This window comes from Micromonospora ferruginea (genome assembly GCF_013694245.2).
Classification (GTDB): Bacteria; Actinomycetota; Actinomycetes; order Mycobacteriales; family Micromonosporaceae; genus Micromonospora; species Micromonospora robiginosa.
On record NZ_CP059322.2, the window covers coordinates 6,020,300 to 6,043,348 of the forward strand.

Sequence of the window (23,049 nt, forward strand, 5' to 3'; positions counted from 1 at the left end):
CCGCTCGCCGGCCTCTCCCGGGTGGGGTTCTCCCTACTCCGGGACGTGACCCGCGCCTCGCCACGCCGATCACGGAGCGCTACCGGGCGCGCGCGATTGGTCAGAGAAGTCGGGATTGAGCAATAATCGCCACGCGCCGCCGGGGAAGCGCGGTTGATCGATCTTGTGGGAATGGAGGGGCAGGTGGAGCCGCGTCGCGAGTCATCAAGATCGCGATTTGTGCACCTCTTCACAAGCGCCTACTCTGTAGTTCCGACGCGCCCTGCTAGCACAGCCGGCAACATCGGTCGCCAGCGGGAGTCCCGAAGCGGCCGGCCTCCGACGCCGGTCGAGGATCGCACCGCACGGAGTCTCATGAGTCAGCACCGTCCTTCTGGCGCGCCCGGCCGCACCGGTGCCGTACCGGCGCTACCGGAGCTGCCCGAGGCGACCGTGTCCCGGCTCCCGGAATACCTGCGCGCCCTGCACGCGCTCGCCGACGCCGGCCACGAGACCGTGTCCAGCGAGGGCCTGGCCGGCGCCGTCGGGGTCAACTCCGCCAAGCTCCGCAAGGACCTCTCCCACCTCGGCTCGTACGGCACCCGGGGCGTCGGCTACGACGTCGCGCTGCTGATCGACCAGATCGAGTCGGTGCTCGGGCTCACCCAGTGCCGGGCCGTCGCACTGGTCGGCGTGGGTAATCTCGGTCACGCCCTGGCCGGCTACGACGGCTTCGCCAGCCGCGGCTTCCGGATCGCCGCGCTCCTCGACGCCGACCCGTCCCGCGTCGGCGAGGAGATCCACGGCCTGGTCGTCCGGCACGTCGACGAGCTGCCCGGAGTCGTCGCCGAGGAGTCGATCTCGATCGGCGTGATCGCCACCCCGGCACCGGCCGCCCAGGCGGTCGCCGACCAGCTCGTCGCCGTCGGCGTGACGAGCATCCTCAACTTCGCGCCGTGCGTACTCTCGGTCCCGGAGGGGGTCGACGTGCGCAAGGTCGACCTCGCGATCGAGCTGCAGATCCTCTCCTTCCACGAGCACCGCAAGGCGTCGCTGACCGCGCTGCCCGCCACCGGCGGGACCGGTCTCACCGCCCTGCCCGGCGGGCTCGCCACCCCCGACACCCAGGAGGCGATCGGCACGTGAAACTGCTCGTCGTCGGCGCGTCCTACCGCACCGCCCCGGTCGCCGCCCTGGAACGCCTGGCCGTCCCGCCCGCAGACCTCACCCGCACGCTGGACCGGCTCGTCGCCCAGCCGTACGTCGCCGAGGCCGTCCTCGTCTCCACCTGCAACCGGGTGGAGGTCTACGCCGCCGTGTCCGGTTTCCACGGTGGGCTCGGCGACATCTGCGCGGTCCTGGCCGAGCAGGCCGGCTCCCCGCCCGCGGCGCTCGCCCCGCACCTCTACGTGCACTACGACGCCGCCGCCGTGGACCACGTCTTCCGGGTCGCCGCCGGGCTGGACTCCATGGTGGTCGGCGAGGCGCAGATCCTCGGGCAGCTCCGTGACGCCTACCACTTCGCCGGCGGCGCCGACTCGGCCGGGCGGCTGCTGCACGAGCTGATGCAGCAGGCGCTGCGGGTCGGCAAGCGCGCCCACGCCGAGACCGACATCGACCGCGCCGGGCAGAGCGTGGTCACCGCCGCGCTCGACCTCGCCGCCGACCTGCTCCACGGCGACCTGACCGGCCGACCCGCCATGGTGGTCGGCGCCGGGGCGATGGGCTCGCTGAGCGTGGCCACCCTGTCCCGGCTGGGCGCCGGCCCGGTCACCGTCACCAACCGGGGCGCCGCCCGCGCCGTCCGGCTCGCCGAGTCGTACGGCGCGACCGCCGTGCCGATGACCGACCTGGTCGAGGCGCTCGCCGCGGTGGACGTGGTCGTCGCCGCCACCGCCGCCACCGAGGCCGTGCTCACCCGGGACGTGGTGACCCAGGCGCTGGCCCGCCGCGACGCCGCCCGGGGGCCGCTGGTCCTGCTCGACCTGGCCGTTCCGCGCGACGTCGAGGCGGGCGTCGCCGAGCTGCCGGGCGTCGAGGTGATCGACATCGACCGGATGGCAGGCGTCCTCGCCGACGGGCCGGCCGCCGCCGACGCCGCCGAGGTCGGCCGGATCGTCGCCGGCGAGGTCGAGTCGTTCCTGAGCTGGCTGCGCGGCGCCGACGTGGCGCCGACCGTGGCCGCCCTGCGCGGCCGGGCCGACGACGTGGTGACCGCCGAACTGCGCCGCCTCGGCCAGCGCCGCCCCGACCTCAGCGACGACCAGCGCGCCGAGGTCGCCCGCACCGTGCACCGGGTCGTGCAGCGACTGCTGCACCAGCCGACCGTCCGGGTCCGCCAGCTCGCCGCCGAACCCGGCGGCGACCAGTACGCGGCCCTGCTGCGCGAGCTGTTCGACCTGGAGGTGCCGCAGACGTCCCCGGTCGACACCGTCCCCGACGTGGTCGCCACCGACACCGACGGCCGGGCGTCGTTCGACGCCGGCGACGTCCCGTCCACCGGAGGTGCGCGATGACCGCCCCCCTGCGCCTCGGCACCCGGGGCAGCGTCCTGGCGCTGGCCCAGTCCGGCCACGTCGCCGAGGCCCTCACCGCGGCCACCGGCCGCCCGGTCGAGCTGGTCGAGGTGGTGACCGCGGGTGACCGCTCCACCGCACCGGTGCAGCGGCTCGGCGTCGGTGTCTTCGTCTCCGCGCTGCGCGACGCGCTGACCGCCGGCGAGATCGACTTCGCCGTCCACTCGTACAAGGACCTGCCCACCGCGGCGGCGCCCGGCCTGCACATCGCGGCCGTACCGCCCCGGCAGGACCCGCGGGACGCGCTGATCGCCACCGGCGGCCGTACGCTCGCCGAGCTGCCGCCCGGCGCGCGGATCGGCACCGGCGCGCTGCGCCGGATCGCCCAGTTGCACGCGCTGGGCATGCAGTTCGAGGTCACCCCGATCCGGGGGAACATCGACACCCGGCTCGGCCGGGTGCTCGGCCCGGACGCCGACCTCGACGCCGTCGTGCTGGCCCGGGCCGGGCTCACCCGGATCGGCCGCGCCGACGTCATCACCGAGACGCTCGACCCGATGCTCATGCTGCCCGCGCCCGCCCAGGGCGCGCTGGCGGTGGAGTGCCGGGCCGACGACCACGACCTGGTCGAGCTGCTCGCGCTGCTCGATCACGCGCCGTCCCGCGCCGCGGTCACCGCGGAACGGGCGCTGCTGGCCACCCTGGAGGCCGGGTGCAGCGCACCCGTGGCCGCCTACGGCGAACTCGCCGAGGGTGAGACCGGTGAGGAGATCTACCTGCGCGGTGCGGTGATCAGCCCGGACGGTTCCCGTGACCTCCGGCTGTCGCGCACCGGAACGCCCGCCGACGCGGCGGAGATCGGCAAGGCACTCGCCGCCGAACTCCTCGAACTCGGCGCCGACTCGATCCTCGGCCAAGAAGGACACGCCGGCCCGGGGACCCAGCAACTTGGGAGCACAGAATGACCCGCACCCGTAAGCCCGTAGGCCGGATCGCTTTCGTCGGGGCCGGCCCCGGCGACCCGGGCCTGCTGACCCGCCGGGCACTCGACGCCCTGGTCGAGGCCGACCACGTGGTCTACGACCGGGGAGTCCCCGAGTCGCTGCTCACCTACGTCCGCGCCCAGGCCAGTGCCGACGCCGAGTTCAGCCCCGCCGAGGGCGTGCCGGGGGACGTGGCGAAGGTGCTGATCTCCGCGGCCCGCTCCGGCCAGAACGCCGTGCACCTGGTGGCCGGCGACCCGTTCGGCCACGACTCGGTGGTCAAGGAGGTGCAGGCGGTGGCGCGCACCGCCGCGCACTTCGAGGTGGTGCCGGGTGTCGGCCAGGCCGAGGGCGTCGCCACCTACGCGGGCGTCCCGCTGCCGGGCGTCCGGACCGCCGCCGACGTCGAGGACGTCACCACGCTGGACTTCGACGCGCTCGCCGCGGCCGTGGGCCGGGGCTCGCTGGCGCTGGCGGTGGACGCCGGTGACCTGGCCGCCGTCCGGGACGGGCTGCTGGCCGCCGGGGTGGACGGCACCACCGCGGTCGGGGTGACCGGCGACGGCACCGGCGAGACGCAGTACACCACCACGTCGAGCGTGGACTCCTTCGTCGCGGCGGCGCTCGGCTTCACCGGCCGCGTCGTGCTCACCGTCGGCACGGGCGTCACCGACCGCGACAAGCTGAGCTGGTGGGAGAACCGCCCGCTGTACGGCTGGAAGGTGCTGGTGCCCCGCACCAAGGAGCAGGCCGGCGCGATGAGCGCGCGGCTGCGCGCGTACGGGGCGATCCCGTGCGAGGTGCCGACCATCGCGGTCGAGCCGCCGCGCACCCCGGCGCAGATGGAGCGCGCGGTCAAGGGCCTGGTCGACGGCCGGTACGCCTGGGTGATCTTCACCTCGGTGAACGCGGTCCGGGCGGTCTGGGAGAAGTTCGGCGAGCACGGCCTGGACGCCCGGCACTTCGGCGGCGTCAAGATCGCCTGCATCGGCGAGGCGACCGCGGACGCGGTCCGCGCGTTCGGCATCCAGCCGGAGCTGGTCCCCGCCGGGGAGCAGTCCTCGGAGGGCCTGCTGGCCGAGTTCTCGCCGCACGACGAGATCCTCGACCCGGTCGGCCGGGTGCTGCTTCCGCGCGCCGACATCGCCACCGAGACACTTGCCGCCGGCCTCACCGAGCGCGGCTGGGAGGTCGACGACGTGACCGCGTACCGGACCGTGCGGGCGGCGCCGCCGCCGGCCGAGATCCGCGACGCGATCAAGTCGGGCGGGTTCGACGCGGTGCTGTTCACCTCGTCCTCCACGGTCCGGAACCTGGTCGGCATCGCCGGGAAGCCGCACGCGCGTACCGTTGTTGCCGTCATCGGGCCCAAGACGGCGGAGACCGCGACGGAGTTCGGCCTGCGGGTCGACGTGCAGCCGCCGCACGCCTCGGTGCCCGACCTGGTGGAGGCGCTCGCCGCCTACGCCGTCGAGCTGCGCGAGAAGCTCGCCGCCATGCCGGCGAAGCAGCGCCGCGGCTCGAAGGTGCAGGGGCCGACCGCCCTGAGGTTCCGCTGACAGGAGGCACCCCCATGCCGTACCCCGAGATCCGGCCCCGCCGGCTGCGCCGCAACGCGGCCGTGCGGCGGCTGGTCTCCGAGACGCGCGTCGCCCCGGCCGAGCTGGTCGTGCCGATGTTCGTCAAGGAGGGGCTGACCGAGCCGCGGGCCGTCGCGTCGCTGCCGGGGGTGCTCCAGCACTCCCGGGACTCGCTGCGCAAGGCGGCCGTCGAGGCGGTCCAGGCCGGGGTCGGCGGGATCATGCTGTTCGGGGTGCCGGCCGAGCGGGACGAGACCGGCTCCGGTGGTCTCGACCCGGCCGGCATCCTGAACGTCGCGATCCGGGACGTGATCGCCGAGGTCGGTGACTCGACCGTGGTGATGAGCGACCTCTGCCTGGACGAGTTCACCTCGCACGGGCACTGCGGCCTGCTCACCCCGGACGGCGGCGTGGACAACGACGCCACGCTGACCGCGTACGCCCAGATGGCGGTCGCCCAGGCCGACGCCGGGGTCCACGTGGTCGGGCCGTCCGGGATGATGGACGGCCAGGTCGGCGTGGTCCGCAGGGCGCTGGACGCCGCCGGGCACCAGGACGTCTCGGTGCTCGCGTACGCCGCCAAGTACGCCTCCGCCTTCTTCGGCCCGTTCCGGGACGCGGTGGAGTCGGCGCTGGACGGCGACCGGCGCGCCTACCAGCAGGACCCGGCGAACCTGCGGGAGTCGCTGCGCGAGGTCGAGCTGGACGTCGCCGAGGGCGCCGACATGGTGATGGTCAAGCCGGCGCTGCCCTACCTCGACGTGGTGTCGGCGGTCCGGGCCGCGGTGGACGTCCCGGTCGCCGCCTACCAGGTCTCCGGCGAGTACGCGATGGTCGAGGCCGCCGCCGCCAACGGCTGGATCGACCGGGAGCGGACGATGCTGGAGACGCTCACCTCGATCCGTCGGGCGGGTGCCCAGATCATCCTCACCTACTGGGCGGTCGAGGCGGCCCAGATGCTCCGCGAGCGCTACTGACCGTACGGCCGTCGCTCGCGGGCGGCGCGTAGTGCGTCGCCCCACCAGCTCAGCTCGTCGAGCGTCGCGTCGGCGGCCCGCTCCAGCGGGCCGTCGGCGGCCAGCCGGCCCTGCCGGTCGAGGCGGTCCCACGGTGCGGTGAGCACCACGCCGCTGCGGGTGGTGGTGGCGTGCAACTCGGCGAAGACCAGCCGGAGCTGCTCGACCGCGCGGATCCCGCCGGAGCCGGCGCCGTAGGAGACGAACCCGACCGGCTTGGCCACCCATTCCCGGTGGTGCCAGTCGATGGCGTTCTTCAGGGCGGCCGGGAAGCTGTGGTTGTATTCCGGCGTGACCACGACGAACGCGTCCGCGGCGTCGAGGCGTGCGGCGATCGGGCTGGCCGGGTTGCCGCCGGGCGGGGTGTCGGCGAGCGGGAGCGGCACCTCGGCGAGGTCGACCAGGTCGGTGCGGAGGTCGTCGCGGCGGCCGGCGTGGTCGACGAACCAGTCGGCGATCATGCGGCCCATCCGGGGGCGGCGCACGCTGCCGACGAGCACGGCCAGGGTGAGCGGCGATTCTTGCGTCGTCATGCTCTGGACGGTAGGACTTGAACAATTGTTGAAGTCAAGCCGCCGCAGGGAGCGATCATGCACACGTTGACGGTGGGCGAGGTGGCCCGGGAGAGCGGGGTCAGCGGCTCGGCGATCCGCTTCTATGAGCGCCAGGGCCTGATCGAGGCCGGTCGGACCAGCGGCAACCAGCGCCGGTTCGGCCCGGACGCCGCGTGCCGGGTGCGGGTCGCCCGGGTGGCGCAGCGGATCGGCCTGAGCGTCGGCGAGATCCGGGACCTGCTCGCCGCCCTGCCGCCGGAGCCGGCCCTGGCCGACTGGCAGCGGCTGCACGACCGGCTCACCGCCGAGGCGGAGCGGCGCATCGCCGAGTTGCACGCCGCGCTGGGCGACATCCGCTCGGGCCGCCGCCTCTGCGACCTGTAGAACCGGGGCCGAGGCTCCGTCCGGCCCCGGTGTGTTTCCGCCTCGCTCCGGTCCGCTGTCGGCGGCCTCCCGGGAACCCGTGCCGCCCCCGTCCGGTTTCCTGTCCGGCCCACGTCGGTTCGCTCGGGGTGGCCCGCTTCTGTGACGGAGCGTCACGTCATCGCGTGCTGCGGCCTTGACCTCCCGGCGCCTTTGCTCTGCAACCACCGACGCAGCAGACACGGCCCGTCACCGCTGCCTCCGTGGCTGCAGAGCAAAGGCGGCAGCGGTCGTCCCCGCCGCCCGGCGCGACGAACCGCATATGTCCGTTTAGCGGCGTCTGCCCGCCGCAGTCGAACCGCACGCGTCCCGCCAGACGTCACGCACCGTGAAACTCACGCTCCGTGAGCATCGGGGGAAAGGGTGACAGGTCGGCGAGAACGGCCGACCACGCCGTACCCCGGGTTTTCCAACGGAACGGGCGGGGTTGGCGGACCGCCGGTGAAACGCCAGGGTGACGGAATGACCGGCCCCACCGACGACGCCGCGATCGACGCGACCACCTCGCCCGACCGGGCCGCCCCGTGCGGCGGCGCCGATGAGCCCGCGGACGACGATCCGCCCGCGCTGCTCACCGAGCCGCTCGACGTGCCCTTCCCGGCCGCCGGGATCGTCCGCGCGGTCCGCCGCCGCGCCGACGCCAGCCAACGGGAGCTGGCCCGCTTCGCGCGGGTGCACCCGACCACGGTCGGCCGGATCGAGGCCGGCGCCCTGGCGCCGAGTCTCGCCATGCTGTCGCGGATCGTCGGCACGGCCGGCTTCCGGCTCGTCGTCGTGGACGAGTCCGGCAGGGTGCTCACGCCGATGCGCGACCGGGCCGACCTGCGCGACGGCGCGGAGCGGCGCTACCCCTCCCACCTGGACGTCGTCACCGACCCGCAGCCGGGGGAATGGTGGGCCGACATCTACGGGCTGGCCCGGCCGCCGGAGACGTTCTACCGGAACCGGGACGTGCGGGACGCGCTGCGCCGGCGCAGCCAGTGGGAGGTGCGGGTGGCCAAGTATCGCAACGTACCGCCCCCGCCCGACCCGCAACGGTGCGGATACCGCGGCGGCCCGCCGATCCGCTCGTGAGCGAATCGACGGGCCGCGGGACGGTCGACCGGTCAGTCGTCGTTCAGGATCGTCCCCACGCCGGACGGGTCGGCCAGCCGGAGCCCCGGCACGCCGGCCACGTACAGGGTGAGCCGCTCGTCCGCCTCCCACTTGCGGTCCCCGCGCACGGTGACCGGGAAGGCCAGCGACGTCCGGCCCGCGGCCAGCACCCGGCAGCCCACGTACGGGTCGTAGTCGGAGCCGGCCTGCGCCGTGGTGCCGTAGGTGGCTGCGCAGAGCAGGGCCGGCTCGGAGAGCGGCCGGGACACGGTGACGGTGAACGTCATCGTGCTGGTGCCCTTGTCCCCCTCGGTCACCGAGGTGTCGGCCACCCGCAGCGCGGCGCGCGACCGGAACCGCGCCACCGTCGGATCGTGGTCGCTGGCGCCCCGATCGCCCAGCTCGGCGGCGTCGGTCGGGTAGTCGGCGTTGATGTGCGCCGTCCGCACCTGCACCAGGTCCTCGTGCATCGGGTCGTTGACGAACATGTTGTCCAGCGTCTGCGCCTGCCCGCTGAACGTGTACGAGTAGGCCGCCGCCGGGGCGTCCGCGACCAGGTCGTCCCAGAGGTTGTGCAGGCCGGCCTGGTAGAGCGGGGCGAGCTGGTCCGACGGGGTCGGGTTCTGCCCGGTGGCGATCGGGTCGTCGGGGCGGGGGAAGACGTTCAGGTCGCCGCCGTAGACCACCCGCGCGTTCGCGTCGGTCGCCTCCACCGCCCGCACCATCGCGGCGCCGTACGCGGCCTGCTCACGGCGCTGCCCGACCCGGCTGTCCGGCCCGGACGAGAAGTGGTTGGCCACGGCCCAGAGCGTGAACTGCTCGCTCGAACCGGGGGCGGCCTTGACGGTGAACCGGGCCAGTTGGGCCGCCCGGGTGTAGACGTTGCTGCCGTCCACACCGGTCGACCGGTCCACGTCGGCCGGCAGCACCGCGTTGAACGCCTTCGGGTTCTGCACGTCCGCGTTGGACGGCAACGCGGCCGAGCGGTAGTCGACGGTCGGCGCGGAACCCAGCAGCGGGTCGGTCGCGGTCGCCTGGGCCAGCGTCAGCCGGTCGGTGCGGTAGAGGAAGGCCGAGGCGATGCCCCGGGCGTCCGCGCCGGTCCGGTCGTACGCGGCGGCGTAGGCGGGGCCGCCGGCTGCCGCGACGGCCAGCGCCAACTCCTGCACCGTGTCCGGCGCGCCGTCGGCGTTGTCGGTGTTGCCGCAGGCCAGGCTGCCGTCGACCACCGAGCAGATGTCCTGGTCCTCGGCCTCCTGCACCAGGATCAGGTCCGGGCTGTGCAGCGAGTTGACGATCTGCCGCGCCTGCGTGGCCAGTTTGGCGGCGTACGCCTCCGGGCTGGCCGGCACGTAGTCGAACGGCGGGCTGACACCCGGGCATCCGGAGTTGCCGGCGAAGTCGCAGCCGTCGAACGGATCGTCCCGGTAGTCGTACAGGTTCTCCACGTTGTAGGTGGCGACCGCGACCTCGCTGCTGCGGTCGGCCGGCAGCGGCGGGTGGTTCTCCGCCGGGTCCGCGCCGCCGGTCAGGGTGAGCTGCTCGGGCTGCACGCTGTACTTGCTGAACGCGTACGAGACGGAGCCGAAGGCGTCCTCGGTCAGCGTGTCGAAGGTGCGCGCCTCGGGCAGCAGCGCCGTGGAGTCACCGGCGGTCGCCTTCACGCCGCCGGCGCCCAGCAGGATCCGCTGGTTGTTGCCGTTGTCGAACAGCGTGCCCGGGATGTCGTCGAGCGGGTGCGCGTCCCGGAACACCCGGCGCGCGTACGGGTCCGACCGCTTCATGATCGGGTCCTCGCGGTCCAGCACGTAGATCTCGGAGTCCGCGGTCGAGGAGTAGATGTGCCGGGGCGCGGAGACGCCGCTGCCGGCCCGCACCCGCATCCGCTCGCCCTCGTGCCGCTCCCAGAACAGGTCGGCGGCGTCCGCCTCGGCCGGCGGGACCGCGTCGTCGGTGCGGACCGCGGTGTCCACGTCGAGCCCGGAGTCGAGCTTGCGGACCAGCGAGGCGCCGGAGAGCTGGGTCTGGTTGAAGTATTCCGACACCCGACCGCGGAGCACGACCTCGTCACCGACGGTCGGTGCGTAGCCGCCGATCAGCGTGGTGAACGAGCCCATGAAGACGAAGAGGCCGTCCGAGGTGAGCGGGTCGCCGTCCTCGCTGCCGAGCCGGCTCTGCAGGTAGAAGCCCCACTGGTCGGCCCCGGCCGAGGTGCGGGTCAACGACTTGCCGGTGATCACGCCGCGCACGTCGTAGAGCGTGGAGCTGGTGCCGTTGCCGGTGGCCGGCGCGAGCGGCGACCGGTCGGTGCGACCGCTCTCGTCGTCGCCGGTGCGGCCCTGCACCTCGCCGACGGAGAGCACGCTCGTCGCCTGCACGGCGAGCGTGCAGGTGGCGGTGCCGCCGTCGGCGTCCGTCGAGGTCACCGTGACGGTGTAGCCGCCGGCCGGCAGGCCGGTCGCGGTCAGCGTGGCCTTGGCCGTGCCGCCGGCCGCGGTCGCCGGGGAGAACGCGGTACGGCTGATCGAGCCGCTGGCCGGCGCCGGCACGACCGAGGTGACCGTCAGGTCGGTGATCGTGTCGTCGGCGTCGGTGGCGGTCACCTCGCGGGTCGCGGTGGCGCCCGCCTCCAGGGTCAGCGCGCCACCACAGGTCAGCGTCGGCGGCTGGTCGACCGGCCCGCCGCCGTCGACGGCGTGACTGCCCAGCCCGTCGAACGTGTCGGTGGCGAAGCCGGCCCACTGGGCGGTCGGGTCGAACGCGTCGGCGGGGTCGGTGTCGCCGGCGGTCACCGAGGGCAGCCGGCGCAGCGTGTTGTCGGCGGTGCTGGTGAGCCCGCTGCCCCACTCGGAGCCCGGGTCGACGCCGACCTGGCCGAGGGAGTCGACCACCGTCTCGCCCTTGCGCAGCACGATCGCGTCGTCGCCGTTGAACAGCGCGCCGCCGTACGTCTGGTCGGCCTGGGCGAGGATCGCCGGCGCGGCCGACGCGGCGGCGAAGACGAACACGTCACCGGCGGCGACGGTGCCGCTGAGCGCCACGGTGGTCGAGGTGGTGGCGCCGTTGAAGAAGAGCTGGAGCTGGTAGCCGCCGGCGGCCAGGTCGACCGGGGCGCCGGTGCCGTTGAACAGCTCGACGGCCTTGTTGTTGGACGACCCCTCGACGTATTCGGAGATGAACAGGTCGGTGGGCGCGGCGCTGGCCGCGAGGGGTGCGACACCGATGGCCGTGACGGTGACGGCGGCGGTGGTCGCGAGCGCGGCCAGTGTGCGGCGCGGGCGCATGGAGCCTCCACGATGGGTGGGCAGGAACTAACGCACGTTAAGGGTCACGGCCGGCCGTCGTCCATCCCCCGGGCAGCCGTTTGGTGAACAGGGGTCAGCGATGACTGTCCAGGCGGTGCACCAACTCGCCGACGTCGACGCCGTATTCGCACCAGTCGCGGTCGGGCCGGTAGCCCAGCTCCGCGTTGACCTTGAGCATCGACTCGTTGACCTGTGCGTTCCAGGTCTGCACCTCGGCGACCTCGGGCTCGGCCGAGCGCAGCTCCAGCAGCATCCGGGCCTTGATGGCCCGGTCGATGCCGTAGCCGCGGTGGTCGCGGACCACGATGGTGTCGTACTGGTCGGCCCGGGTCGGGTGCTGCGCCGGCACCACCACCTCGGTCAACCCGGCCACCTCGCCGGTCTGCTCGTGCAACGCCAGCACGATGTACGGCTTCATGCCGCGCCGGTGCAGCGTGTCGAGGCTGTCGCGGAGCCGCTCCGGGTCGTAGGAGCTGGGGCGCAGTTCGCCGTCGTCCACGTCGCGCACCTCGGCCTTCGCCCGCGCGTACGCCTCGATCAGCTCGTCCGGCGGCCCGCCGGGGCAGAACTCGACGTGGTAGCCCGCGCCCACCTCGGTGGCCATCTCGGTCAGCGCCGGCCAGTCCACCGCGCCGAGGTCGAGCACGCTGCGCGTCTCCACGTATTCCCGGGTGAAGCCCAGCGCCTCGTAGAACCCGACGGCCGGGGTGTCGCCGACCACCTCGACGCCGATCGACTGGAAGCCCTCGTCCCAGACCCGGCGGGCGGCCACCCGGACCAGCTCGCGGCCGATCCCGCTGCGTCGACGGGCCGGGTGCGTCATCACCTCGAGCACGCCGATGCCGCCGAGCAGCAGCACGTGCACGTGCCCGATGATCGCGCCGGGGGTGCCGTCCGGCGCCGGGTCGTCCTGGGCTAGCCAGGAGATCCGTCGTTCGCCGGGCATCACCTCGGAGAGGTATTCCCGCAGGGAGTTCGCCCGCCAGGGAGGATCCTGCGGAAGATCAGCCGCCAGGACCGCGTTCAGCGTGTCCAGCAGCGACGCGATCTCGGCGGACGACGCGGTCCGAGGGTCCCACTCGCGCACCATCACCCGTCTAGCTTGCCGTCAACCGCAGCTCGGGGGAAGGGTTGAGTCCGCGAATGTACGCGCGTCGTCACATCACGTGCCGCTGGAGCGCCCGTACTCGTCGGCCTTCGTGAAGACCTCCTGAGCGTAACGTCGCACATCGTTGTAGGAGAGGATCGCGCCCCACCAGTCACCGGGGACGGTCAGGTTCCGGCCGCCCTTGCACAGGTATTGCGCGGCGGCCAGCGCCGCGTCGTCGATGTCGTGCGGGTTCTTCACGCCGTCGTTGTCGGCGTCCGCGCCGATCTCCTGCCAGGTGCTGGGGATGAACTGCATCGGACCGAGCGCCCGGTCGTAGGTCGTGTCGCCGTCGAGCCGGCCCTGGTCGGTGTCGAGGATCCGGGAGCGACCGCCCTGCCCGTCGAGCGGCGCGCCGAGGATCTCCTTCGAGGTCAGCCCGGTGGGCAGCAGGGTCGCCCCGCCGGCCGAGCCGTGCCGGGACTCCACGAAGCCGATCGCGGCGAGCGTGGTCCAGCTCAGTTGGCAACTGCGCTGGGTCTGCGCCAGCACCAGCTCGGCGTAGCCGTACGCCTGCACCGCCACGGCCGGGATGCCGGTGGTGGCGGCGACCCGCTGCGCCCAGCCGGCCAGCGCGTCGGCCGGGCGGCCGGTCGGCAGGACCGGGTTGGCGGTCGGGCGACCGGCCGGCGGGGTGCCGGTCGGGCCGGCGGTGGCGGGCAGCCCGGGCAACCCGGTCGGGCCGGGCACCGCGGTCAGCCCCGGCACGGCGTCGGTCTGCGGCACGGTCTGGACGGGCGCGGCACTGGTGGCCTCGACGGCGACCGGCTCCGGCTTGCGCACGGCCGCCGGCACCAGTACCGCGCCGGCCGCGACGGCGGCCCCGACCAGGACGAGCAGGAACAGCGCCGGCACGGCGGTGCGCCCGCTCGGCCGGCGGGACCAGGCACGGGTGGCCCGGGCGGCGCCGACGGCGAGCTGTCGCGGCCGCACCCGGCCGGCGTGCGCGAACGGCATCCGCCGCCGCCGGCCGACCACCTCCGGCTTCCCGCCCGTCTCGTCGCCGGTCTTCGCGCCCGTGTCGTCAGCAGCTTCCGCGTCGGCGCTGTCGGCCGTCTTCGGGCCGGCGCCGTCCGCCTTCGGTTCGCGCTTCGCGCCGGCGGCGCCATCCGGCTTCGCACCGGCGGCGCCATCCGGCTTCGCGCCGGCGGCGTCGCCGGTCTTCCGGCCCGCCCCCGCGTCGTCGGCGGTCGCGCCGCCCGCCGGCTCGGCGTCCGCGCCGGCCCGGCCGGTCGCGGCGGTCGGCTCGGTCGTCGGCTCCGCAGTGGACCTCGGCGCGGGATCGGCGGACCCGCCGCGTCGGGAGCGGGGGACCGGCCCGGCGCCGCCGTCGGGCGGCGCGGCGGGTCGCAGGGGCCGGACCGTCGGTCGCCGTTCGCCGTCCACCACCCGACGAGTATCACCCATCCGTGCGACGGCGTCAGGCCCGGCCGTACGCTGGCGGCATGCCCCGGTACGAGTTCCGTTGCCGCGCCTGCGGCGACACCTTCGAGGTCAACCGCCCGATGGCCGAGGCCGGCCGACCCGCGACCTGCCCGCACGGCCACGCCGACACGGTGAAGCTGCTGTCCACGGTGGCGTTCACCGGGCGCGGTGGCGCCGGGCCGGTCGGTGGCGCGCCCGCCCCGGCCGGCGGTGGCGGCTGCTGCGGTGGCGCCTGCGGCTGCTGACGGGCTGCGGGGCGCACGTCGTTCGTGGGAACGTTTGGCCGGAATCTGCCCGACCGTTCTCACGATGCGTGACGAGGCGATCATAGGGCAGCATGAACCCGACGTCAGCGGGCGGAGGTTCGACGTATGTCGCAACGGATCCACCTCCCCAGCGGGTGGGTGACCTTCGTGTTCACCGACATCGAGGGTTCGACGCGGTTGGCCCGCATGCTCGGCCCGGTCTACCGGCCGGTGCTGACGGAACACCGCCGGCTGCTGCGCGACACGCTCACCGGCACCGACGGCGCGGAGCTGCTGACCGAGGGCGACTCGTTCTTCCTCGCCTTCCCGGACGCGGGCGCCGCGGTGCACGCCTGCCTGACCGCGCAGCGCGCGCTCGTCGCGCACGACTGGCCGAATCCGGATGCCACCCCCCGGGTCCGGATGGGCCTGCACACCGGTTACGCGGAGCCGCGCGACGGTGAGTACGCCAGCCCGGAGGTGCACCGGGCGGCCCGGGTGGCCGCTGCCGCGCATGGCGGTCAGGTGCTCTGCTCGGCGGCCACCGCCCGGCACGCCGATCCGCTGCCCGACGGCGCGTCCCTGCTCGACCTCGGCCTGCACCGGCTGCGCGGCTTCGACGACCGGGAGCGGCTGTTCCAGCTCGTCGCGCCCGGTCTGGAGCGGCGGTTCCCGCGCCCGCGCACCGCCGACGCGGCGGCGCACAACCTGCCCACCCAGGTCACCTCGTTCGTCGGCCGGCACTTCGAGCGGGCCGAGCTGGGCCGGCTGGTGGAGGCGTACCGGCTGGTGACCGTGCTGGGTGCGGGCGGCGCGGGGAAGACCCGGCTGGCGGTGGAGCTGGCCTCCGGGATCGTCGAGAACTATCCGGACGGGGTGTGGTTCGTCGACATCGCCGCGGTCACCGACCCGGGTCTGGTCGCGTTCGAGATCGCCGCCGTGCTCGGCCTCCGTCCGGAGCCGGGCCGGCCGATGGTCGACACCCTGGTCGAGTACGCGGGCCCGCGCCGGATGCTCGTCGTGCTGGACACGTGCGACGCCCAGCCGGCCGCCTCGGCCGAGGTGATCAGCCGGTTGCTGGCCGGCGGCCGGGGCGTGCGGGTGCTGGCGACCAGCCGGGAGTCGTTCGGGGTGCCGGGCGAGGTGGTGTGGCGGATCCCGCCGCTCTCGGTGGACGAGGGCCCGGGGGTGGGCGGCAGCGACGCGGTGGCCCTGCTGCTGGACCGCACCGCCGCGGCCCGGGGCGGCCGGGCGCCGGAGGTGACCGAGCAGGAGGACCTGCGCCGGGTGGTGCGCCGGCTGGACGGGTTGCCGCTCGCCATCGAGTTGGCCGCGGCGCGGCTGCGGGTGCTCTCCGCCGGGCAGTTGGCCGAGCGGCTCGACGACATGCTGGGCACCTTGGACGCGGGGCGTGACTCCGCCGAGCCGCCGCCGGTGGAGGCCGGCTGGAGCGGCAACCAGCAGGACACGGTCGACCTGGTGGCGGCCGCGACCGGGTCCGCCCCGCCGACGCCCGCGTCGCGGGCGGTGCAGCGGTCGGCCAGCGAGCGGCACCTGACCATCCAGGCCACGGTGACGTGGTCCTACCGGACGCTTGGTGCCCGCTCGTCCCGGCTGCTGCGCTGGATGGCGGTGTTCGCCGGCCCGGTGGACCTGCCGACCGTGCAGTGGCTGCTGGACGAGGATCCGCTGGATCCGCTGTCGGTGCTGGTGGACAAGTCGATGGTGCTGGCCGAGCCGCACGCCTCGGGCAGCACCTACCGGATGTTGGACCCGATCCGGGCGTACGCGGCCCGTCGGCTGATCTCCACCGGTGAGGAGCAGACCGCCCGGGACCGGCACGTCGCCTGGTCCCGGCACGCGTTGGACCGGGCGCACCTGGGCCCGGACGGCCGGCCGGTGACGTTGTCGCTCTACGCGCTGGACCCGCTGGCCGGTGAGCTGCGGGCCGCGTTGCGGTGGTGCGCGACCGGTGGCAGCGCCCGGTCGGGGCTGCACCTGGCCGGCGGGTTGGACCAGTGGTGGCGCGAGCGCGGGCTGGCCCGGGAGGGCCGGTTGTGGCTGTTCCGGCTCTACGGTCGGATCGCCGAGACCGGTGAGGAGATCCCGGAGGCCGAGCTGGCCGCCGCCTACCACATGCATTCGCTGCACGCGGGCGCGGACGGGGAGTTCGCCGAGGAGCTGCGCTATTCGCAGCGGGCCGAGGCGGCTGCCCGGCAGGCCGGTGACCTGGGACTGCTGGCCCGGGTGCTGGCCGGTCGCGCGGCGCCGCTCGTCGACATGGGCCAGTTCGCCGAGGCGGAGCGGGTCTGCCGCGAGGTGCTCGACTGGGCGTACGCGCAGGATGTGGTGGGCGACGCGTTGCTCGCGGTCTACAACCTGGCCGAGCTGCTCTGGCGGCGGGGTGCGCTGGACGAGGCGGCCGAGGTGCTCGGCGCGGCCCGCCCGGTGGAGGCGACCCGCCCGGTGGAGCGGGGTCGCCGGTCGGTGGACATGCTGCTGGGCATGGTGGCGTTGGGCCGGGGTGACCTGGTCGCGGCGCACGAGCACCTGTTGGTGGCGTTGCGGTCCCGGATGAGCCACGGCTATCTGGGCCGGGCCTGCGACACGATCAACGCGATCGCGGTGCGCTGCGCGCTGGCCGGCGACGCGGTGGCCGCGGCCCGGCTCTTCGGCGCGGCGCAGGCCACCCGGGCGAGCCTGCGGGCGACGCCGGGCATCTACGAGCCGTACTGGCTGGCCCGGCAGGCGGAGCTGCGCCGGAGCTTGGGCGACGAGGCGTTCGACGCGGCGTACGGCGCGGGGGCCGGGCTGCGGCTGGACGAGGCGGCGGCGATGGCGTTGCACGTCGAGCATCCGGACCTGTCGGCCGACTCGTTCTGGTTCGGCCCGTCCAGCTCGCGTCCGGCGGCCGAGCCGCGCAGCACCGCGGGCTGAGCCGGAACCGCGGCCGGGGAGCCCGGCGGGCGGACTCCCCGGCGGCAGTTCAGCTCCGGGCGGCGGCGCGGCGTTCGGCGTCGGCCTTCATCCGCGCGGCGCGGTCGATGTCGGACTGCTGCACGGCGGCGACCGATCCGAAGACGCTGACCGCCTGGTAGTAGGTCCAGGCGAGGCTGTAGCAGGCGGGCCGGACGACCGCGTTGTAGGTGGCGCAGACGCGCTTCAGGTCCTCGTAGAACGCGCTGTCGAGCCGGGACTTGTTGGCCGAGAAGATGCCCATGGCCTTGTGGTTGCGGTAGCCGAAGTCGTGCCGGTAGCAGGAGAGGTTGAAGGAGAAGCCGAGCGGGTTGTCCGGGCTGGACGAGCAGTAGTCGGTGGACCAGTCGAAGCCGTACTCGACCCAGGGCGACCGGTTGAGCCGGGCGCTGTTCCAGGCGTTGTAGCTGCTGGCGCTGGTCTGGGTCCAACTGGACAGCACCGAGAGTTTCTGTTGGGTGCTCACCGCGGCGGCGGCCGGTGAGGCCAGGCCGAGCACGGTGAGCAGGGCGATCATGCCGGTGGCGAGGGTGGTGGCGAGGCGTCGGGACATGGGGGACCTCCGCGTGGGTCGGCGTCGGGTCGGCCGTTCCGGGATCTCCGGATTTCGAAGATTGTCGATCAATGCGGTGACGTCGGGGGATGGCTCCGGCGGCCACTTGCTGACATCCGCCCAAACAGACGAATGACTCCCTGCGGGGGAGCCGCATATGCTCGCCTACGAGTAATCGGATGCGAGGAGTCGGTCGTGCCGAAGCGACGCCGGGTCGGCAACCTGCTGGCGCTCGCCGTGCTCTCCGTGCTGGTCGAGCGCCCGCGCCACCCGTACGAGATCGCCACCGTGCTCCGCGAGCGCGGCAAGGACCAGGACATGCCGATCAAGTGGGGCTCGCTCTACACCGTGGTGGCGAACCTGGAGCGGCACGGGCTGGTCGCGGCGGCGGAGAGCGGCCGGCAGGGGCGGCGTCCGGAGCGGACCGTCTACCGGATCACCGACGCCGGGCGAGCCGAGCTCGTGGACTGGACCCGGGAGCTGGTCGCCGTGCCCGAGCGGGAGCAACCGCGGTTCGAGGCGGGCCTGTCGGTGCTCGGCGCGCTCCACCCGGCCGAGGCGACCGAGCTGCTGCGGCGGCGCCTCGACCGGCTGACCGAGCAGCTCGACGCGCAGCGGGCGGCGCTGGCCCGGCACGCCCGCGAGGTGCCCCGGCTCTTCCTCGTCGAGGCCGAGTACGACCTGGCCGTCCGGGAGGCCGAGGCGACCTGGGTGCGCGGGCTGCTCGACGAGTTGACCACCGGTTCGTTGCCCGGGTTGGCCGCCTGGCGGGCCTGGCACGAGACCGGCGCCATGCCGCCCGAGTGGGCGGAACCGGCGGAGAGGGGGACCGAGACGCACTGACCCACGGACCCCGGCGGGGTGCGGTAACACCGCCGCCGGGGCCCTGACCTGCGAACCGATACCGCGGGAACGGCGATCCGGCCGCAAGGTGGCAACCGCAACGATAACCGGGCGTCCGTCCCCGGGTCGGTTCGTGTCCGCACGAATCGAGACGGAGGAAGAGATGGGTACGAAGGATCTGCGCGCGCCCAAGCGCAAGGTGATGCCCGAGATGGAGGGGGCGACGGCCCGCTGGTACGCCCGCAACCGCGGCTCGGCGGCCCAGTTGGCCGGGTACCGCCGGCAGGCCGCCGCGCTGGCCGACGGGCTGCCCGACGGGGCGGCGGTGCTGGAGGTGGCGCCCGGCCCCGGTTACCTGGCGATCGAGGTGGCCCGGCTCGGGGCGTACCGGATCACCGGGTTGGACGTCAGCCGGACGTTCGTGGCGCTGGCCGGCGAGGCCGCTCGGCGGGCGGGCGTGGCGGTCGACTTCCGCCAGGGTGACGTCCACGACCTGCCGTTCCCGGCGGGCACGTTCGACCTGGTGGTCTGCCAGGCCGCGTTCAAGAACTTCGTCCGCCCGGTGCGGGCGCTGGACGAGATGCACCGGGTGCTGCGCCCGGGCGGCCGGGCGGTGATCCACGACCTGCGGGCCGACGCCTCGGCAGCGGACATCGCGCGGGAGGTGGCCGGGATGGGGGTGGGCCGGCTGGACGCCTTCTGGACCCGTGCGGCGCTGCGGATGCTGCGCCGGCGGGCGGTCACCGCCGACACCTTCGCCCGGCTCGCCGAGGCGAGCGCGTTCGGCGGTGCCGAGGTGCACCGGGACGGGGCGATCGGTCTGGAGGTGCGGCTCACCCGGGCCGGCTGAGCACGCGGGAACGCCCGGGGCTCCACGACGGGAGCCCCGGGCGTCACCGGTCAGCGGACGAAGCGCGGCGGGCTCGCCGGGCTCTCGTTCGCCAGCCGGTCCAGCGCGGTCACGTAGTAGGTGTACCGCGCGCCGTCGGCCGCCGTGGTGTCCACCCAGGACTGGGTGGCGCCGTCGGTGGCCCGGACGGTGCCGACCAGGTGGGACGCGTCGGCGAAGTCGCACCGACCGGCCAGGCCGGTGCCGTCGAACCGGTAGATCGCGTACGAGGTGGCGGTGCCGAGCGGGCCCCTGCCGTCGGCGGGCTGCCGCCAGCTCAGCCGCACCCCGTCCGCCTCCCGCTGGGCCTTGGTGACCACCGGGAAGAGCAGCGGCTTGTGCGGCAGGTGCGTCATGGTCGGCACCAGCGCCGGCCGCGAGTAGTGCTCGGCGGCGTAGATGTCGGTGGCGCCGAGACGGTTGGCCCGGACCTGCACCGCCGAGAAGTGCACGTTGCCGAGCACCTCCGGGTACGACCGGTTGAGCGTCAGGTGGTTCGACAGCTCCTGCGGGTTCATCCAGAACGACCCGTACGCCGGGTCACCGCTCTTGTAGTCGGCCTGACCGATGTAGAGCTGGACGCGGGTGCCGCGCACCTGTTCCGCCCACCACGGCACCAGCCGGGCGTAGTCGGCGGCCGGGTACTGGCCGATGTACCAGTAGAGCTGCGGCACGATGTAGTCGACCCACTCCTCCTTCACCCACTTGCGGGTGTCGGCGGAGATGATGTCGTACGACTGCGATCCGGTGGTGTCCGAGCCGTTCGGGTCGGCCGACGCGTTGCGCCAGATGCCGAACGGGCTGACGCCGAACTTCACCCACGGCTTGGCCGCCTTGATCTTGGCGTTCATCTCCCGCACCAGCAGGTTGATGTTGTCCCGCCGCCAGTCGGCCTTGTCGGTGAACCCGCGGTTGTACTGCGCGAAGGTGGCGTCGTCGGGCACCTGCCAGGTGCCGCTCGGGTAGGGGTAGAAGTAGTCGTCGAAGTGCACGCCGTCGACGTCGTACCGGTTGACCGCGTCCATCATCGCGGTCTGGACGAACTCGCGGACCGCCGGGATGCCGGGGTTGTAGTAGAGCCGGCTGCCGGCGACGCCGGCCGGCGGGTAGGCGAAGACCCAGTCCGGGTGCGCCCGGGCCGGGCTGTCCGGCGCGAGCTGCGACACGTCGGCGCCGGCGCCGCCGGGGGCCGGCATGGAGACGCGGTACGGGTTGAACCAGGCGTGGAACTCCAGGTTCCGCTTGTGCGACTCGGCGACCAGGAAGGCCAGCGGGTCCCAGCCCGGGTTCTTGCCGCGCACGCCGGTCAGGTATTCCGACCACGGCTCGTACGGCGAGGGCCAGAACGCGTCCGCGGTGGGGCGGACCTGGACCACGACGGCGTTGTGGTTGAGCTTCTGGGCCAGGTCGAGCCAGCCCAGGTATTCGGCCTTCTGCTTGGCCACCTGGTCCGGCGCGGTCCAGGAGTCCTTGCTGGGCCAGTCGATGTTCGTCACCGAGGCGATCCACATGGCCCGGAACTGCCGCTTAGGGGTGGCCGGGTTGGTGACGCAGTCGGTGGTCGGGGACGTTGTCGTCTCATTCGGGGCGGCCTGCGCCGGGGCGCCGGCGACCAGCGCGCCGAGCAGCGCCACGGCCAGCGCGGCAGCCCTGAGCGGAGTTGCCTTCATGCGGTGCGGTCCCTTCGTCGGGTCCGGGGGACGGACGGCGGCTACGGCAACATTCGCCGCTAAATTCAAGCCACCGGTAGGAAACTTTCATCTATCCCGACCTGGCGCAAGACCCCGGCCCGGATCGATGCGCCGGTGCCCGCCGCACGGGTCGCGGTGGGCGGGATCACTTCGCGGATCGTGACCATTCCGACACCTCGCGTACGGGGTTGGGTGGGGGAGCGGCTGGGTAGCTTGGCCGGTCACGGGCCGCCGACCCTGGCGGTTCGCCACGGTTGGGGGAGGTGATCCATGTCAGTCCTGCGGACCAAGCCGATCAAGGACGTGCTCGCCCAGGGCGACGCCGACGGCGAGGACGGCAAGCCCGGACTCAAGCGTCGGCTCGGCGCGTTCGACCTGATGGGCTTCGGCATCGGGATCGTGATCGGCACCGGGATCTTCACGCTGACCGGCGTCGAGGCGAAGAACAGCGCGGGACCCGGCGTGGTGATCTCCTTCGGCATCGCCGGCGTGGTCGCGCTGCTCGCCGCGCTCTGCTACGCCGAGCTGGCCGCCAGCGTGCCGACCGCCGGCAGCGCCTACACCTACGCGTACGCCACCATGGGCGAGATCGTCGCCTGGATCATCGGCTGGGACCTGCTGCTGGAGTTCGCGCTCGGCGCGGCGGTGGTGGCCCGCGGCTGGTCCGGCTACCTCGCCGACCTGTTCGGCCTGCCCAGCGCCTGGTTCGCCGAGGAGGGCAGCATCGTCAACCTGGGCGCCATCGGCATCGTGCTGCTGCTCGGCGTGGTCGCCATCGTCGGCATCCGTGAGTCCGCCCGGGTCACCAACGTGCTGGTGCTGGTGAAGGTGGCGATCTGTGCCTTCGTGGTCATCGCCGGGCTGTTCTTCGTCAAGGCGGCCAACCTCACCCCGTTCATCCCGTCCAGCGAGCCGGCCGGCGCCGGTGACGACGGCATCAAGCAGCCGGTCACCCAGGCGCTTTTCGGGCTGGAGCCCTCCGTCTTCGGCTTCGTCGGGGTGCTCACCGCCGCCGCGGTGGTGTTCTTCGCGTACACCGGGTTCGAGGCCGTGGCGAACCTCGGTGAGGAGACCCGCAAGCCCAAGCGCGACCTGCCGCTGGGCCTGCTCGGCACGCTGGTCATCTCCACCGTGCTCTACATCGGCGTCTCGCTGGTCGTGGTCGGCATGGTCAAGTACACCGAGATCGACGAGGGCGCGCCGATCGCGTCCGCGTTCCGGGCGGTCGGCGCCGGCTGGGCCGCCACGCTCGTCTCCATCGCCGCCGTCGCCGGCCTGACCAGCGTCATCCTGGTCGACCTGGTGGCCATGGGCCGGATCGGCTTCGCCATCGCCCGGGACGGGCTCATCCCACCCTCGATCGCCAAGGTGCACCCGCGCTGGGGCACGCCGTACCGGATCGCCGCGATCATGACGGTGGCGGTGGCGCTGCTGGCCGGCTTCCTGCCGCTGTCCGCGCTCGCCGACCTGGTCAGCATCGGCGCGCTCTGCGCGTTCATGCTGGTCGCGATCGCGGTGCCGATCCTGCGCAAGCGGCGCCCCGACCTGGACCGGCCGTTCAAGGTGCCGTTCTCGCCGGTGCTGCCGATCGTCACGGCGGCGGCCTGCCTCTACCTCAGCCTCAACCTGTCGGTGGAGACCTGGGTGCGGTTCCTGATCTGGATGGCGCTCGGGGCGATCATCTACTTCGGCTACGGGCACCGCAAGAACCGGCTGGCCCGCCGCGAGCACGCCGACGACACCCCCGAGCCCGCCCAGGTGTAAGGCGGGGGCCCCGCTTAACACTCGGGTGTTAAGCGGGGCCCCTTCCTATACCGAAAACGTTAAGC

The 23,049-nt window shown here is 73.7% G+C and carries 18 protein-coding genes; 12 read left to right on the top strand and 6 right to left on the bottom strand.

The genetic code is table 11. The features are described from left to right. The first annotated feature begins 354 nt into the window (after window positions 1–354). The 5 genes from H1D33_RS26925 to hemB are packed head-to-tail and all read left to right on the top strand — an operon-like array spanning window position 355 to window position 6,035. A complete protein-coding gene (locus tag H1D33_RS26925; protein WP_181570522.1) occupies window positions 355–1,125 on the top strand; it encodes a redox-sensing transcriptional repressor Rex in 771 nt (256 codons plus the stop codon). Next, window positions 1,122–2,495, top strand: coding sequence for a glutamyl-tRNA reductase (locus H1D33_RS26930; RefSeq protein ID WP_181570521.1), 1,374 nt, complete (start codon window positions 1,122–1,124; stop codon window positions 2,493–2,495). Before H1D33_RS26925 ends, H1D33_RS26930 begins: the two co-directional genes overlap by 4 nt. Continuing rightward, window positions 2,492–3,460 carry a hydroxymethylbilane synthase gene (gene hemC / locus H1D33_RS26935; RefSeq protein ID WP_181570520.1) on the top strand — a complete coding sequence of 323 codons (969 nt, stop codon included), beginning with the start codon at window positions 2,492–2,494 and terminating at the stop codon, window positions 3,458–3,460. Before H1D33_RS26930 ends, hemC begins: the two co-directional genes overlap by 4 nt. Next, on the top strand, window positions 3,457–5,037 hold the full coding sequence (locus H1D33_RS26940; protein WP_181570519.1) for a bifunctional uroporphyrinogen-III C-methyltransferase/uroporphyrinogen-III synthase: 1,581 nt from the start codon (window positions 3,457–3,459) through the stop codon (window positions 5,035–5,037). Before hemC ends, H1D33_RS26940 begins: the two co-directional genes overlap by 4 nt. 14 nt (window positions 5,038–5,051) lie before the next feature. After that, window positions 5,052–6,035, top strand: coding sequence for a porphobilinogen synthase (gene hemB / locus H1D33_RS26945; RefSeq protein WP_181570518.1), 984 nt, complete (start codon window positions 5,052–5,054; stop codon window positions 6,033–6,035). Here hemB and H1D33_RS26950 read toward each other — a convergent pair. Beyond that, window positions 6,029–6,607 carry an NADPH-dependent FMN reductase gene (locus H1D33_RS26950; protein ID WP_181570517.1) on the bottom strand — a complete coding sequence of 193 codons (579 nt, stop codon included), beginning with the start codon at window positions 6,605–6,607 and terminating at the stop codon, window positions 6,029–6,031. The two genes, hemB and H1D33_RS26950, sit on opposite strands and share 7 nt — an antisense overlap. A 57-nt stretch (window positions 6,608–6,664) precedes the next feature. Between H1D33_RS26950 and H1D33_RS26955 the strand changes: the two genes are divergently transcribed. Both H1D33_RS26955 and H1D33_RS26960 read left to right on the top strand, forming a co-directional pair. Then, window positions 6,665–7,012, top strand: coding sequence for a MerR family transcriptional regulator (locus H1D33_RS26955; RefSeq protein WP_181570516.1), 348 nt, complete (start codon window positions 6,665–6,667; stop codon window positions 7,010–7,012). Window positions 7,013–7,513: 501 nt separating this feature from the next. Beyond that, window positions 7,514–8,125, top strand: coding sequence for a helix-turn-helix transcriptional regulator (locus H1D33_RS26960; protein WP_246411835.1), 612 nt, complete (start codon window positions 7,514–7,516; stop codon window positions 8,123–8,125). Between the two features lie 32 nt (window positions 8,126–8,157). On the opposite strand, the gene H1D33_RS26965 is transcribed toward H1D33_RS26960, so the two are convergent. The 3 genes from H1D33_RS26965 to H1D33_RS26975 all read right to left on the bottom strand — a co-directional run bounded on the left by H1D33_RS26965 (window position 8,158) and on the right by H1D33_RS26975 (window position 14,005). Beyond that, a complete protein-coding gene (locus H1D33_RS26965; protein ID WP_181570515.1) occupies window positions 8,158–11,430 on the bottom strand; it encodes a lamin tail domain-containing protein in 3,273 nt (1,090 codons plus the stop codon). Window positions 11,431–11,524: 94 nt separating this feature from the next. Beyond that, window positions 11,525–12,541 carry a GNAT family N-acetyltransferase gene (locus H1D33_RS26970; RefSeq protein WP_181572565.1) on the bottom strand — a complete coding sequence of 339 codons (1,017 nt, stop codon included), beginning with the start codon at window positions 12,539–12,541 and terminating at the stop codon, window positions 11,525–11,527. Window positions 12,542–12,613: 72 nt separating this feature from the next. Then, window positions 12,614–14,005 (bottom strand): lytic murein transglycosylase, encoded by a 1,392-nt coding sequence (locus H1D33_RS26975; protein ID WP_414685450.1) that lies wholly within the window; start codon window positions 14,003–14,005, stop codon window positions 12,614–12,616. Window positions 14,006–14,043: 38 nt separating this feature from the next. Between H1D33_RS26975 and H1D33_RS26980 the strand changes: the two genes are divergently transcribed. Further along, a complete protein-coding gene (locus tag H1D33_RS26980; RefSeq protein WP_181570514.1) occupies window positions 14,044–14,268 on the top strand; it encodes an FmdB family zinc ribbon protein in 225 nt (74 codons plus the stop codon). 126 nt (window positions 14,269–14,394) lie between these two features. Further along, window positions 14,395–17,205: an ATP-binding protein gene (locus H1D33_RS26985; protein ID WP_181570513.1), complete on the top strand. Its 2,811-nt coding sequence runs from the start codon at window positions 14,395–14,397 to the stop codon at window positions 17,203–17,205. 49 nt (window positions 17,206–17,254) lie between these two features. On the opposite strand, the gene H1D33_RS26990 is transcribed toward H1D33_RS26985, so the two are convergent. Continuing rightward, window positions 17,255–17,797 carry a phospholipase gene (locus H1D33_RS26990; RefSeq protein WP_181570512.1) on the bottom strand — a complete coding sequence of 181 codons (543 nt, stop codon included), beginning with the start codon at window positions 17,795–17,797 and terminating at the stop codon, window positions 17,255–17,257. A 195-nt stretch (window positions 17,798–17,992) separates the two neighbouring features. Between H1D33_RS26990 and H1D33_RS26995 the strand changes: the two genes are divergently transcribed. Next, window positions 17,993–18,640 (top strand): PadR family transcriptional regulator, encoded by a 648-nt coding sequence (locus H1D33_RS26995; protein ID WP_181570511.1) that lies wholly within the window; start codon window positions 17,993–17,995, stop codon window positions 18,638–18,640. Between the two features lie 163 nt (window positions 18,641–18,803). Next, window positions 18,804–19,490, top strand: a complete 687-nt coding sequence (locus H1D33_RS27000) for a class I SAM-dependent methyltransferase (protein WP_220138732.1) — start codon at window positions 18,804–18,806, stop codon at window positions 19,488–19,490. Window positions 19,491–19,540: 50 nt separating this feature from the next. Here H1D33_RS27000 and H1D33_RS27005 read toward each other — a convergent pair whose 3' ends face one another. Continuing rightward, on the bottom strand, window positions 19,541–21,199 hold the full coding sequence (locus H1D33_RS27005; RefSeq protein WP_181570510.1) for a glycoside hydrolase family 10-like protein: 1,659 nt from the start codon (window positions 21,197–21,199) through the stop codon (window positions 19,541–19,543). Window positions 21,200–21,490: 291 nt separating this feature from the next. Between H1D33_RS27005 and H1D33_RS27010 the strand changes: the two genes are divergently transcribed. Beyond that, entirely contained in the window at window positions 21,491–22,984 is a 1,494-nt protein-coding gene (locus H1D33_RS27010) for an amino acid permease (protein ID WP_181570509.1), read from the top strand. Window positions 22,985–23,049 lie beyond the last annotated feature (65 nt).

Coding starts and splice junctions, on each gene's coding strand:
- H1D33_RS26955 (WP_181570516.1), top strand. CDS start 6,665: ATGCACACGTTGACGGTGGGCGAGGTGGCCCGGGAGAGCGGGGTCAGC.
- H1D33_RS26940 (WP_181570519.1), top strand. CDS start 3,457: ATGACCCGCACCCGTAAGCCCGTAGGCCGGATCGCTTTCGTCGGGGCC.
- H1D33_RS26960 (WP_246411835.1), top strand. CDS start 7,514: ATGACCGGCCCCACCGACGACGCCGCGATCGACGCGACCACCTCGCCC.
- H1D33_RS26970 (WP_181572565.1), bottom strand. CDS start 12,541: ATGGTGCGCGAGTGGGACCCTCGGACCGCGTCGTCCGCCGAGATCGCG.
- H1D33_RS27000 (WP_220138732.1), top strand. CDS start 18,804: ATGGGTACGAAGGATCTGCGCGCGCCCAAGCGCAAGGTGATGCCCGAG.
- H1D33_RS26990 (WP_181570512.1), bottom strand. CDS start 17,797: ATGTCCCGACGCCTCGCCACCACCCTCGCCACCGGCATGATCGCCCTG.
- H1D33_RS26925 (WP_181570522.1), top strand. CDS start 355: ATGAGTCAGCACCGTCCTTCTGGCGCGCCCGGCCGCACCGGTGCCGTA.
- H1D33_RS27005 (WP_181570510.1), bottom strand. CDS start 21,199: ATGAAGGCAACTCCGCTCAGGGCTGCCGCGCTGGCCGTGGCGCTGCTC.
- H1D33_RS26980 (WP_181570514.1), top strand. CDS start 14,044: ATGCCCCGGTACGAGTTCCGTTGCCGCGCCTGCGGCGACACCTTCGAG.
- H1D33_RS26975 (WP_414685450.1), bottom strand. CDS start 14,005: ATGGGTGATACTCGTCGGGTGGTGGACGGCGAACGGCGACCGACGGTC.
- hemC (WP_181570520.1), top strand. CDS start 2,492: ATGACCGCCCCCCTGCGCCTCGGCACCCGGGGCAGCGTCCTGGCGCTG.
- H1D33_RS26950 (WP_181570517.1), bottom strand. CDS start 6,607: ATGACGACGCAAGAATCGCCGCTCACCCTGGCCGTGCTCGTCGGCAGC.
- H1D33_RS26985 (WP_181570513.1), top strand. CDS start 14,395: ATGTCGCAACGGATCCACCTCCCCAGCGGGTGGGTGACCTTCGTGTTC.
- H1D33_RS26965 (WP_181570515.1), bottom strand. CDS start 11,430: ATGCGCCCGCGCCGCACACTGGCCGCGCTCGCGACCACCGCCGCCGTC.
- hemB (WP_181570518.1), top strand. CDS start 5,052: ATGCCGTACCCCGAGATCCGGCCCCGCCGGCTGCGCCGCAACGCGGCC.
- H1D33_RS27010 (WP_181570509.1), top strand. CDS start 21,491: ATGTCAGTCCTGCGGACCAAGCCGATCAAGGACGTGCTCGCCCAGGGC.